This is a genomic window from Fastidiosipila sanguinis (assembly GCF_002998295.1).
GTDB classification, from domain to species: Bacteria; Bacillota; Clostridia; order Saccharofermentanales; family Fastidiosipilaceae; genus Fastidiosipila; species Fastidiosipila sanguinis.
The window spans coordinates 1,228,713-1,241,097 of record NZ_CP027226.1; the positions used below are offsets into that span (position 1 = coordinate 1,228,713).

Consider the following 12,385-nt stretch of genomic DNA (forward strand, 5'->3'; position numbering starts at 1 on the left):
CGTAAAAATCTCAAATACTTGTTAAATATTTAACAAAGTGCAATTATTATATCACAAAGATTATCGAGGTAAGCTGTATGAGAAAATTTAGAAAAGCTGAAAATAATATCGTTAATTATAATTTCAATAGAAATATCTCTTATTCAAATCTAAGTAAAATAATTAATAGAAAGAGCCTAGTTGCTACCATAGCATTATTATTTTTGCTGTTTGCATTCTCTCCTTATAAGAGCAATGCCGATGCTATAGAGCCTGCTTCTAAGATTCCAGAAAACAACTGGCAACTTGTATTTAACGAAGAGTTTAATGACTCTATTTTAGATAAAAACAAATTCAACGATGAAAACTATCTAATTCATTGGACTACTCCAGAAAATGCCCGTGCTAAATATACGCTTGCCGAAGGTAATATTTCATTAAATATTCCAAAAGAACCTTCACCATGGTGGCACGGAACTGATAAACAGAAGTTAAGCAGTATACAGACAGGTATGCGAGATGGCATGCATCGTTTTGATAAAAATCTATGCACAATAACAGACCATCATCCCGCTATAAATAATTTTATTACACAGTATGGATATTTTGAATTACGTGCAAAAGTACCTTCTGCTGGAGGAATACATAGTGCTTGGTGGATGATAGGAGCTGAAGATTTTAGGAATCAACAGGCTGAAATTGATATTTTTGAGATTCTAGGTCCTGAGGTCGGACAAAAATGGAGCAAAGTAAGAGCTGGCGTTCATCCATGGGGAGATCCTGATATTCGTAGAGAAACTTTGTATTACCACGTTAAAGCTGATTTAGAATCAGATTTTCATACTTATGGTTTCTTATGGGAACCTGAGGGAATGAAGTTTTACTTTGACGGTAAATTAGTTAGAACTAGTAAACAATCCCCTAATTATAAGATGTTGACCCTCTTAGGTATTTATGAGGGTTGGAACGGCATAACTTGGTCAAAGAACCCTGATCCAAATGATAATAATTACCCTAAACAATTTACTATAGATTATTTCAGAGCTTTCCAAACTCCTGAAATGATTAAGTTTAATCAGGATAGAGATTTCGCTTTAGAGGAAAGAGCAAAAATAGAGAATAATCTTGCTTTGCTTGCCACAGCAGGTGTTGGACAAGATTATCATTGGACTTCTTTACCTTCTCACTTAAATGATGGAGATAGCAGTGAAAACTCTGCTTTCCAGAGTCAAGATTTCACAAAGAATAGTGACAACGAATTTTCTAAAATTCTAGATAAACCTGAATACATATACTTTGATTGGGAAGATCTTAAATCAATTTCAGAAATTACCTTAGATGTTCGCTACGCCTTGCTACAAGCTCCAACTAATTGGGATATTGAATACTCATTAGATGGCGAAACAGACTGGCAGTTAATTGCCCAAAGTGGAAATGTTCAGTGGGATACTGCAGAAAATAATCTTGAATCGAAAACTCTAACTTTCCCTACAGTGCAAGCTAAAGCAATTAGGATTAAAATTAACTCTGCTAACATCTACTGGAATCACTATGCAATAAATGAAGTTAGAATTGCGTCTTAAGATAAAGATATTAAAGAATTAATTTCAAAAATTAATCAAGGAGATAATAATTTATGCAAGAATTTAAATTTTTAGAAGAAGAACATTGGTATGGTGGCTACGTAAATGATGGCATTGAACAACCCTATACTTCAAATAGTGATTGTAAAGTTGACTTAAGTTTTAATGATGGCTCAAACCAAATGGTGGATTTTTTCATATCCAACAAGGGGCGTTTGCTTTATAAACAAAATAATGAACTTGAGTTCATTGTAGAATTTTCAAACGGAACAATATTGGCATCAGACTCAGCTGAATTGCTAGCTAATACAAATGAACAAACTTTGGCAACAGCTTATGCCTTGGCAAAAGAAAAATGCTTCTCAAAGCAAGACATTAAGCTTGCCAAAGAATTTTTTGAAACTCCCATTTATAATAGTTGGATAGAATTAACATTTAATCAAAACCAAAAAGATATTATCCGCTACGCCAAGGATAATATTAAATATTCTATGCCAGCAGGAATTTTAATGATAGATGACGGTTGGAGTGACTACTATGGGAAATGGAAATTCTCTGTTGAAAAATTCCCAAAACCTCAAGAGATGATTAATGAGTTAAATTCATTAGGATACAAAATAATGCTCTGGATCTGTCCTTTTATAACAGCAGATACGTTTGAATACAGAGAGTTGGCCAAGAAAGATTTCTTACTTAAAGATAGTCAAGGTGAAATTTACATTTCTAACTGGTGGAATGGACACTCAGCAGTTTTAGATCTTTTAAACAAAGATGCCAAAAAATGGTTAGAGACACAATTAGAAGCTCTAATAGAAGATCTTGGCGTTGCTGGATTCAAATTTGATGCTGGAGATATCAGATATTACCCTCACTCTAATACTGATGAAATTCAAGCTTCAATTGAACAAAGCAATGCTTGGAGAGATTTATGTTCAGAGTATAGTTTCAATGAACTTCGTGCTGCAACAAATGCGGCAGGTATGAATATAATGGAGCGCTTAGCTGACAAAGACCATAGCTGGGACAATAAGGGTATAGCCTCCTTGATTCCTAACTCAATCACTGCATCAATGATGGGGCATACTTATTCTTCACCAGATATGATTGGTGGGGGCGAGTATTTGCATTTCTATAACGTAGACAGTTTGGATGAAGAAATTTTTGTAAGATGGGCACAAATAGCAGCCTTTATGCCTGTTATGCAATTTTCTGCAGCTCCTTATAGAGTTCTTTCTGAGAATAATCAAGCAAGAATTAATAAAGCTATTAATCTCCGACTTGAACTAAAAGATTACATCATGGAGATTGTAGAAACCTCATTTAAAGAAAAAAGCCCTATAGTTGCTCCTATAGAATTCTACTATCCTGAAATAAAAGAGAAATTATATGATCAATTCTGCTTTGGTAAAGATTTAATTATAGCCCCTATAACTACAGCCAATACAAATAAAAGAGAGGTCTTCCTACCTAGAGGAAAATGGGAAAATTTCAATACTAAAGAGATAATAGATATTGAGCAAGGTAAGTTTGTAGCATCTAGTGATGATCTACCAATATACAAGCAGATTAAATAAAGCATTAGAAATAGTTAAACTCAAAAATCAATAAAGCCGTTTGATATCGATTCAAACGGCTTTGATTATCTTTATTATTCAGAAATAAACTCTAAATTTATTTCCAGTTTCCTTTATATTTCTCAATATTAGCCTGATGCTCTGCTTGGGTAGAAGCAAACACAGTACCACCCTCACCATCAGCAACAAAGAACATAATACTTTGTTCATCTGTATCAGGATATAGGGCTGCTTTAATAGCGTTTAGACCTGGATTAGAAATCGGTCCTGGAGGTAATCCTTCATGCTTATATGTGTTATATGGATTATCAATCTGTAATTGCTCTTTATTCGCTGCCCAAACAGTTTCTTTACCTTCTAGTTTAAGCAAGTAGTTAATCGTAGCATCAGATTCTAAGTTCCAGTCATAATAAAGTCTATTATGGAATACTCGAGAAATCTTGTACTGATCATATAGGTTACCACTCTCAGCCTCTATTATAGATGCCAAAGTAAGTAACTTATCTAAAGAAAAACCTAAACTTGAGGCTCTCTCAGTAATGTCTTTAGACAGTTTTCTCTCAGTGTTTCGCAACATTGTGTTTATCATGTCTTCTTCAGTAGCATTCAAGTCAAATTGATAAGTATCTGGGAAAAGATAACCTTCCAAAGCGTAAACTCTTTCTGGTCTATCGGTTGGAATTGCACTTATGAAAGAATATTGTGTGAAAATCTCTGGTGAGTTAACAAGTTTATCCATCTTTTTCTCATCAAAATTAATTCCATTCTCACGTAAAATCTTCTTCATATCAACATAAGCAGTTCCCTCAGGGAAAGTTACCCAGCTTGATTCAGCAGGCAGTGAAAGATTGTACATAATTTCGTTATAGTTCATGCCCTTCAAAACGAAGTGTGTACCCTTCTGGAACTTACCGTCAAAACCATTAATCTTACCAACAAGCACGAATGGTAGAGCATCATCTATGATACCTTTGTCAACTAATTGCTTAGCAACATCACGCGAACCATCTCCGTAGTTAATATAGATCTCGACTGCACCTGGTGTGTCTTTGGTTACATGAACTGGAGTCTTAACCTTCTTCTGATTTTTAGAGTTTTCATCCGTACTTTCTGACTTGCTTTCTTCAGGATTATTGCCTTCTAGTTCTGCCTGTCTTGAGGCACTAGCAATAGCTGAGGCTTTAGCATCTTGGTCCAGAATAAATCCATACCCTATTCTAAATCCAACCAACAAAGTCACTAACACCAAAACAATTGCTATAAAGTAACCTGATATTGTTTTTAATTTATTACTTAACATACTTTACCCAATCTCTTAACAGCTTCATGTATTAGCTATATTATAGCAAATAATCCTCTAATATAAGTAGCATCTATTTACTCTTAGATAGTGCTTTTCTTCTTTGTTCTGTATTTAATATTTTCTTACGTAAACGAATATTTTCTGGAGTTATCTCTATGAGTTCGTCATCATCTACAAACTCTAGACATTGTTCTAAACTTAATCTACTTGGTGGTGTCAAAGTTAAAGCATCATCTGAACCTGAGGCTCTAACGTTGGTTAAATTTTTCTTCTTGCAGACATTAACATCAACTTCTCCAGATTTGTTAGTTCTACCAACTATCATACCTTCGTAGACTTTTTCGTTTGGTCCAATAAATAAATCACCACGACTTTGAGCGCCATGTAATCCATAAACTATAGACTCACCACTTTGAGTTGCAACTAATACACCCATTGATCTAGTCTTAATATCTCCAGCCCATGGTTGATAATCTATGACTTCAGTACTCATGACACCATTACCTTTGGTATCTGTTAAAAACTCATTTCTATATCCAATCAGTCCTCGTGAAGGAATATGGAATGTGATTCTAGTGTATCCTGCATTTCCAGCCTTCATACCTTGCATGACAGCTTTACGATTTGCCATTTTCTCAATAACAACACCTAAATTCTCATCTGGCACTTCAATAAATACTTCTTCAACAGGCTCTAGTTTTTTACCATTCTCATCTTCTTTAAGGACTACTTGTGGTTTAGATAGTTGAATTTCATAACCTTCTCTACGCATATTTTCTGCCAGAATGGATAAGGACAATTCTCCTCTACCTTTAACAACAAAGGCTTCTGTTGAATCAGTCTCTTCTAACTGCATACTTACATTACGTTCCATTTCTCTAATTAATCTACCTTTGATATGACGAGAAGTTAGATATTTTCCTTCAGTACCTGCCAAAGGAGAGTCATTTACGCTAAAAGTCATTGCAATTGTAGGTTCATCAATCTCAATAAAGTCAAATGGTTCTATTACATCAGGGGCTGTAAGGGTTTCACCAATTTCCACATCTGTAATACCTGCAACAGCTACAATTTCGCCCACACTAGCAGACTCAATTTCTGCCTTGGCCAATCCTTCAAAACGCATTAATTTAACAACTTTACCAGAAGCAGAACCTTCATCTCCCTTACGGCTTATGGCAACGTTTTGTCCAGATTTAATAGTACCTCTATGGACTTCACCTATACCTATACGTCCAACATAAGGATCAAAATCAATATTAGAAATTAACAATTGCAATGGAGCCTCAGTATCACCCTCTGGAGCTGGTATCTGTTCGATGATCATTGAGAATAGAGCTTCAAGGTCGCCACCATTTTGACTTGCTTCAGCAACTTCATCTAATGAATTAACTGCGTAACCATTTTTACCTGATGCGAAAACATGTGGGAAGTCTAATTGATCATCATCTGCACCTAATTCAATAAATAAGTCTAGAACCTCATCCAGGACTTCTTCAGGGCGTGCATCCGGCCTATCAACCTTATTTACTACTACACAGGCTTTGAGTCCTAAACCAAGTGCTTTTCTTAAAACAAAACGAGTTTGAGGCATAGGGCCATCAAAGGAATCTACTAAGAGAATAACACCATCAACCATTTTGAGAACACGTTCAACTTCTCCACCAAAATCCGCGTGCCCTGGTGTGTCAACAATATTAATTCGATAATCTTTATAATGAATTGCAGTATTCTTAGCCATGATGGTAATACCACGCTCTTTTTCTAAAGCATCCGAATCCATTACACGATCTACTACATTTTCGTTGCTACGAAACGTTCCCGATTGTTTCAACATACTATCTACTAATGTCGTCTTACCGTGGTCAACGTGAGCGATAATGGCGATATTACGAATTTTCTCAATTGTTTTTGACATCATTTTCTCCTTTTTATTTTTGTAAAAATTTTAGCACTATTTATTCTTTTCGAAATTACATAGCTTTATTTATTGTTTATAAAATTCCAGAAACTATTCTGCTAATTCTTTGGATTTATTCTTATTACGCAAGAAAATTCTAATGGAAGTACCTTGGAAATCAAAAGCTCTCCTAATTTGGTTTTCTAGATATCTTTCATAACTAAAGTGCAATAATTCCACGTCATTAACAAACAATGCAAATGATGGTGGGTTCGTCGCAACTTGTACTGCATAAGATATCTTCAAGCGTCTACCTTTATAGCTTGGTGCTTGCAGCATTTGTTGAGCGTCACCAATAATTTCATTTAACTTACCCGTACTAATCTCTCGATTACAATTTTCCCAAACATAATTAATAGTTTCAAATAATTTATTTAGTTTAGAACCTGTTTTCGCAGATATAAAAACTATCTCTGCATATGGCATAAATGCAAAAGTTTCACGAATACGCAAAGTCATTTCATTGAAATCAAAAGCTTTTTCATCTGCCGGGAGATCCCATTTATTTACACAAATTATAATTCCTTTACCAGCTTTATGAGCTAGACCTGCAATCTTTGTATCTTGTTCGCTTGGACCTTCTGTAGCATCAATCATCACTAGACAAATATCAGCACGTTCAATTGCTGCAGTTGCTCGTAGTACTGAATATCTTTCCAGCTGATCTCCAATTCTAGCTTTGCGTCGCATACCAGCAGTATCAAGAAGAATGAAATTACCATACTCATTCTCAACTGGTGTATCAGTCGTATCTCTAGTTGTACCAGCCATATTACTGACTATTGCACGCTCTTGACCAGTTATTTTATTAACAAGAGAAGATTTACCAACGTTTGGCTTACCGATGATTGCTAGTTTTAGATAATCTTTGAAATCTTCATCTTCTTCATACTCTGGAGCAAGTTCATTGATTTTATCCAACAAGTCACCCATACCTAGACCCTGAGCTGCAGATATCGCATGAACTTCTTCGAAACCTAATTGGTAGAAATCATAAAACTCTGCTGGTAAGTCTGGACCATCAGATTTATTAACTGCAACTACAATTGGTTTATTAGTTCTACGTAAGATATCAGCAACTTCGAAATCGCTTGGATGCAAACCTTCTTTTCCATCTACCATGAAAAGAATTACATCTGCCATTTCAATAGCAATTTCAGCTTGAGTTCGCATTTGCTGCAATAAATCATCTTTGCTATCTGGTTCAATACCACCAGTATCAATTAAAACATATGGTTCACCTAGCCACTCAACTTCAGCATAAATCCTATCTCTAGTAACACCTGGAGTATCTGCAACTATAGAGATTCTCTCACGCGCTAGATAGTTAAAGAAGCTAGACTTACCTACATTTGGTCTGCCAACAATGGCTATTACTGTTTTATGCATCTTCCACCTCCTAATAACTATAGCTTAGATCCACAATTCAAACAAAAACAGCGTCAGATATCTATATCCGCCGCTGTTCAACTTATATCTATATCTACAACTGTAATGAATTATTCAACACTCATTACTTCTACACCTTTGTAGTAACCACAACTCTTACACATCTTGTGTGTTCTACGAAGTTCTTTACATTGTGGGCACTCTACTAAATTAAGTGGTTTTAATTTATAGTTTGCTGAATGTGATCTTCTACTTCTTGCTTTTGACCATCTTCTTTTTGGTACTGCCATGTTTCTCGCCCCCTTTATTAATACTTCTATTTCTCTTTTATTATTATTATTTTGTGAACTAATACATCATACTAGTTTTACTATTATTTTTCAAAAAAGTTTAGCTATATACTTTTACAACAATTCGCGCAATTTGTCAAATTCTGGTCTCACAGCTTTTAGCTCTTCAGCATCTTTTTTTACTTTACATTCATGGTTTTCTAGGTCTTTTTTGCCACAATTTACACATAAACCAGGGCAATCTTCAGAACATTTTACTACCAAAGGTAGATTTATGTAAACTGTATCAATAATGTATCTAGTCAGGTCAACTTTTCTACCATCATGAATTAAGAATTCATATTCTTCATCTTCACCTGCAAATTCATATGTGTCATCTTCCATACGATTTTCAAATGGATTAAATTGTGCTGGATAAATGTCTTCTGCGATTTCAATTGTCTCAACGTTCTCTACTGGTTCTAGACAAAGATCGCAATCTGCAACCCATTTAAATTCTATTTTACCTGTTAAAAGAAGAATTTTGTTCTCACCTGGCCAAATAACAAAATCATAATCAAGACCATCTGGGAATTCGAAGTTTTCATAACTTTCAATAGCTTCATTACCTTCAAAATATACTGGCTCTGGGATTCTCTTAGCCTTATAGTTCAAAAGTGATGCAATATTAATACTAATCATTTTATTTTCCCCCTTTTTAGTTTTAGTTAGTTTCCAACTTTTACTACTTATTTAACTTTTGCTTGTTTTTTACTTATCTGCTCTTACGAAAGCAATATTCAAGTTATTATTTGCTAGAACTGAGTCTCCTTGCATTAAATCATAGTCCAGGTTGATCTCAAAATCATTCTTACTATTTTTCACGTTAACTATCTTATTAGTTCTATAAATCAACTCTAATCTACCATGAGTAGTATTTACATAGTTATAACTAAGATCAGAATTAACAAAGTCTATCGCATATGAGCTTGCTCCAAATCTTCTTAATGTAATTTTTTCTAGATCTTTTTGTATTTTCAAGCTAAACTTAGTTTTCTCTATATTTCCTTGACTGAGCTCGCCTATGGTATCTAAGCCATCAGCTTTAAGGTCCTCAAAATGTTCAAAAATCAGAAAATAAGAATCATCCATCTCTGTCAATTCAGCTTGTGTCTCTATTATAAACTCTTGTTTATCCTGCTCATCGACAACTTGCTGGCTTTTTATAAATAAATCAACTATTAATTTATTCTTAGACATCTATTTTCCTCTTCTGTTGCTCATATGCTTCTAACCCCAGTTCGCATATCTCTTTAAGTAGCTGAGGAAGTTCTAATCCTTCTTTCTCCCAAGCTACAGGGAAAAGACTTATGCTAGTGAATCCTGGCAAGGTATTGATTTCATTGAAATAAATTTCCGACTCATCAGGCGAGACAAAGAAATCTATACGAGACAATCCATTAATCTCCAGCAAGCTATAAATACGTTTTGCATAATCCTGAAGTTTCTGCATCGTCTCAGCCTTGATATCAGCTGGAATTTGCACTTTTGCTCCATCTGCAGATATATATTTAGTTTTGTAATCATAATACTCAACATCAGCAGATTTTACTATCTCACCTGCTACAGCAGTTTTAGCCTTATGATTTCCTAAGCATGCAATTTCAACTTCACGAGCTAAGTAGAATGGTTCTGCCAAAACTTTATGATCAAATTCTGCCGCTTCTATTAAACTTTGTCTGAGTTCTTCTGCGTTATTAACTTTATAAGTACCTACTGAAGATCCCCCATTAGCGGGCTTAAGAAACACTGGGTATCCAAGTCTTTCAACATCTGCAATGACTGAATCTATTGAATTATTTATATCTTCTCTATGACAAATAACAAAATCAAGCTGTGGAATATCTGAATTTTCGATTAATAACTTAGTGTAAGCTTTATCCATTGAAATTGCTGAAGATATTAAGTTAGCTCCAATATAAGGAATATCGCATAACTCCAATAATCCTTGAATTACTCCATCTTCTGCATTTATTCCATGCAAGGCTAGATAGACTAGGTCAACATCAATTCCACCACACAAATATCTCAAATATGCCTTTGGTGAACTTAATTCTTTTAAACTTATAGCAGGAAACTCCTCCTGTGCTAAATCAGCTTTTGTAAGCTCGACCCAATTTTCCTCGCGAATCTTATCAAGATCAAGGCGAAAAGGTAACCATTCACCTTCCAAAGTGATTCCCACTGGAATTACATTATATCCTGCTGCTTTTAAGCCTTTAATTATTGTATGTGCTGAACGACAAGAAATGGCATGTTCGGTAGATACTCCACCAAACAACACCATTACATTATTTATTTCTTTCATTAAAATTCCTCAATTTAAAAATTTGATAACAATTATCTTGCAAAAAAACCTTGTGATTCTACAGGTATTTCTACTATTGAGCGGAAAACATACTCAGCTTTTTTATCATCATAATAAAAAGAACATAAATATTGTTCTCCATTTTCTAATTTAATCATTACAAAATTAGTAACTAAATTATCCTTTGATGTCTCCAATGATTTTTTCAATTTATCATATAAATTTTTCTCATTGTCGATATTATTAATTGGCTCCACTAGTTTTTGAAACTCTTCGTAATCATCTGCTGAAATAGAACTAACTAAATGTCTTGTTGCTGTTTCTGGTGTAAGCATTGGATTTCTCGCAGCTCTAATTGTATTGATAATATCCATTAATCCCCACACTGCTAAGAAAATAACTATAGCTCCCATAATCACAAGGAAAATTTGCTTAATATTAGCATTAGCAATCTTATCTTTTAAACTAGATTTCTTACTTCCATCTTTTTTATTTTTTGCTGTTTTTTCATTTACAGCATCTTTTCCGGAATTTTCAGGGATAGAAGTTTTTTCTTCCGCAGCTCTGTTTTGCCATTCATTAGATGATTTCTCAGCATATTCAAACTCGGAAAAATCTTGGCCAGTTTTAACATTAAAATTTGCCTGTTCTCTAAAATCATTATGATTCGCTTGTTCTGAACGATTCGCTTGTTCTGAACGATTAGCATGTTCTGAATGATTCACATCTTCTGATTTCTCAAAATCATCTTCTGAGAATTTTGGAGTAGCAAATTCTTTTGAGCCTGCTTCATTCTTTTGATAGTTTCTATTATATTCTTGATTTTTTTCTAAGTTTTCGGAACTTCTATCTTTATCCTGATTACTTTCCATAATTCTTAGACCTCTTAGCTATTATGCAAATCGGTTTTGTGTTTTCTAATAGTTACCAAAACATCTGTGATTTGATTTTCCAATGCAGTTAGACGTTTCTCTGTATATGCAATAGCAGCATCTTGTATTTCTGCAGCTGTAGCATTAGCTTCATCAATAGTATCTTGAGCATACATTCTAGCTTGTTGAGTAATTTCATGCTCATCAATCATTTGTTGTACTTCATGTTGAGCATCATCAATAATATTATCTGCTTGTTCTCTAGCAGTTTCTAACAACTCACGGCTTTGTTCTACTAGCCATTTAGATTGACGTAACTCACCTGGCAATGAATCTTTAACCATACCTAATAACATCAAAACCTCTTCTTGGTTCAACATTATATTTGATGAAAATGGAACTGTTCTTGCATCCTTGATTAGATTTTCTATTCTGTCTAGAAGTTCAAAAGTATCTTTTGTATCTTCAGACTCATGATTATCTGTATTTTCATAATTATTGTATTCAGCCATAAATAATTCTCCTAAATTGTCTTGAGCTATAATTTACTAGGTTTACGCTCATACAACACTATTATATATCATTTTTAAAAATTATATTACTTTTCAAATCTCTTTGTTACTATATCTACTATCTCTATAGGAACCATGCTAGATATATCTCCACCATAAAGAGCAACTTCTTTGACAGTGCTTGAACTAGTGTAAGAATAATCGCCTCTACTTGGTATAAATATAGTTTCATATTCGTCATACATTAAACCGTTGGTTGCATACATTTGCAATTCATATCTGAGATCACTCTCAGATCTTAGACCTCTGACTACAACGTTTAGGTTATTATTTTTAAGATAGTCAACCATTAAACCATCATAGTATGATACTTCTATATTTGGATATTTATTCAATATCATCTGTGCCATATCTAAACGATTTTCCACAGAAAAATCTGCTTGTTTGTTAGCATTATTCAGTATTAGCACATGTAATTTATCACAAAGCTTAGATGCTCTACTCGCAATATCTTCATGTCCTTTTGTAAACGGATCAAAGGATCCAGGAAAAACAAATTCTTTCATATGAACAACC

Annotated in this window: 12 protein-coding genes; 2 read left to right on the forward strand and 10 right to left on the reverse strand. The window is 34.2% G+C overall.

Annotated features, from left to right (window positions below):
- The first annotated feature begins 77 nt into the window (after window positions 1-77).
- Window positions 78-1,562 carry a family 16 glycosylhydrolase gene (locus C5Q98_RS05350; protein ID WP_106012625.1) on the forward strand — a complete coding sequence of 495 codons (1,485 nt, stop codon included), beginning with the start codon at window positions 78-80 and terminating at the stop codon, window positions 1,560-1,562.
- A 53-nt stretch (window positions 1,563-1,615) separates the two neighbouring features.
- A complete protein-coding gene (locus C5Q98_RS05355; RefSeq protein WP_106012626.1) occupies window positions 1,616-3,136 on the forward strand; it encodes a glycoside hydrolase family 31 protein in 1,521 nt (506 codons plus the stop codon).
- A 97-nt stretch (window positions 3,137-3,233) separates the two neighbouring features.
- Here C5Q98_RS05355 and mltG read toward each other — a convergent pair whose 3' ends face one another.
- From mltG to coaD, 10 genes are all read right to left on the reverse strand, one after another.
- Complete coding sequence (gene mltG, locus C5Q98_RS05360) at window positions 3,234-4,436, reverse strand: endolytic transglycosylase MltG (RefSeq protein ID WP_106012627.1); 1,203 nt, start codon at window positions 4,434-4,436, stop codon at window positions 3,234-3,236.
- A gap of 73 nt (window positions 4,437-4,509) precedes the next feature.
- On the reverse strand, window positions 4,510-6,357 hold the full coding sequence (typA, locus tag C5Q98_RS05365) for a translational GTPase TypA (protein WP_106012628.1): 1,848 nt from the start codon (window positions 6,355-6,357) through the stop codon (window positions 4,510-4,512).
- Between the two features lie 93 nt (window positions 6,358-6,450).
- Window positions 6,451-7,788 (reverse strand): ribosome biogenesis GTPase Der, encoded by a 1,338-nt coding sequence (gene der, locus C5Q98_RS05370; protein ID WP_106012629.1) that lies wholly within the window; start codon window positions 7,786-7,788, stop codon window positions 6,451-6,453.
- A gap of 110 nt (window positions 7,789-7,898) precedes the next feature.
- Window positions 7,899-8,078, reverse strand: a complete 180-nt coding sequence (rpmF, locus tag C5Q98_RS05375; RefSeq protein WP_106012630.1) for a 50S ribosomal protein L32 — start codon at window positions 8,076-8,078, stop codon at window positions 7,899-7,901.
- A gap of 114 nt (window positions 8,079-8,192) precedes the next feature.
- Window positions 8,193-8,759, reverse strand: a complete 567-nt coding sequence (locus C5Q98_RS05380) for a YceD family protein (RefSeq protein WP_106012631.1) — start codon at window positions 8,757-8,759, stop codon at window positions 8,193-8,195.
- A 69-nt stretch (window positions 8,760-8,828) separates the two neighbouring features.
- Window positions 8,829-9,317, reverse strand: coding sequence for a YwiB family protein (locus tag C5Q98_RS05385; RefSeq protein WP_106012632.1), 489 nt, complete (start codon window positions 9,315-9,317; stop codon window positions 8,829-8,831).
- On the reverse strand, window positions 9,310-10,425 hold the full coding sequence (locus C5Q98_RS05390; protein ID WP_106012633.1) for a D-alanine--D-alanine ligase family protein: 1,116 nt from the start codon (window positions 10,423-10,425) through the stop codon (window positions 9,310-9,312). The genes C5Q98_RS05385 and C5Q98_RS05390 overlap by 8 nt, the downstream gene beginning before the upstream one ends.
- Before the next feature lie 32 nt (window positions 10,426-10,457).
- The gene (locus C5Q98_RS05395; protein ID WP_106012634.1) at window positions 10,458-11,297 is read right to left on the reverse strand and encodes a hypothetical protein; all 840 of its coding nucleotides are present in this window, start codon (window positions 11,295-11,297) and stop codon (window positions 10,458-10,460) included.
- Window positions 11,298-11,311: 14 nt separating this feature from the next.
- On the reverse strand, window positions 11,312-11,809 hold the full coding sequence (locus C5Q98_RS05400; RefSeq protein WP_106012635.1) for an ATP synthase subunit B family protein: 498 nt from the start codon (window positions 11,807-11,809) through the stop codon (window positions 11,312-11,314).
- 86 nt (window positions 11,810-11,895) lie between these two features.
- Window positions 11,896-12,375, reverse strand: a complete 480-nt coding sequence (coaD, locus tag C5Q98_RS05405; protein ID WP_106012636.1) for a pantetheine-phosphate adenylyltransferase — start codon at window positions 12,373-12,375, stop codon at window positions 11,896-11,898.
- Window positions 12,376-12,385: the final 10 nt, after the last annotated feature.

What these genes read in the sequence shown, in the direction of transcription:
- typA (WP_106012628.1), bottom strand. Translation starts at nt 6,357, where the DNA reads ATGTCAAAAACAATTGAGAAAATTCGTAATATCGCCATTATCGCTCAC.
- der (WP_106012629.1), bottom strand. Translation starts at nt 7,788, where the DNA reads ATGCATAAAACAGTAATAGCCATTGTTGGCAGACCAAATGTAGGTAAG.
- C5Q98_RS05395 (WP_106012634.1), bottom strand. Translation starts at nt 11,297, where the DNA reads ATGGAAAGTAATCAGGATAAAGATAGAAGTTCCGAAAACTTAGAAAAA.
- C5Q98_RS05385 (WP_106012632.1), bottom strand. Translation starts at nt 9,317, where the DNA reads ATGTCTAAGAATAAATTAATAGTTGATTTATTTATAAAAAGCCAGCAA.
- C5Q98_RS05355 (WP_106012626.1), top strand. Translation starts at nt 1,616, where the DNA reads ATGCAAGAATTTAAATTTTTAGAAGAAGAACATTGGTATGGTGGCTAC.
- C5Q98_RS05380 (WP_106012631.1), bottom strand. Translation starts at nt 8,759, where the DNA reads ATGATTAGTATTAATATTGCATCACTTTTGAACTATAAGGCTAAGAGA.
- C5Q98_RS05400 (WP_106012635.1), bottom strand. Translation starts at nt 11,809, where the DNA reads ATGGCTGAATACAATAATTATGAAAATACAGATAATCATGAGTCTGAA.
- C5Q98_RS05390 (WP_106012633.1), bottom strand. Translation starts at nt 10,425, where the DNA reads ATGAAAGAAATAAATAATGTAATGGTGTTGTTTGGTGGAGTATCTACC.
- rpmF (WP_106012630.1), bottom strand. Translation starts at nt 8,078, where the DNA reads ATGGCAGTACCAAAAAGAAGATGGTCAAAAGCAAGAAGTAGAAGATCA.
- coaD (WP_106012636.1), bottom strand. Translation starts at nt 12,375, where the DNA reads ATGAAAGAATTTGTTTTTCCTGGATCCTTTGATCCGTTTACAAAAGGA.
- mltG (WP_106012627.1), bottom strand. Translation starts at nt 4,436, where the DNA reads ATGTTAAGTAATAAATTAAAAACAATATCAGGTTACTTTATAGCAATT.
- C5Q98_RS05350 (WP_106012625.1), top strand. Translation starts at nt 78, where the DNA reads ATGAGAAAATTTAGAAAAGCTGAAAATAATATCGTTAATTATAATTTC.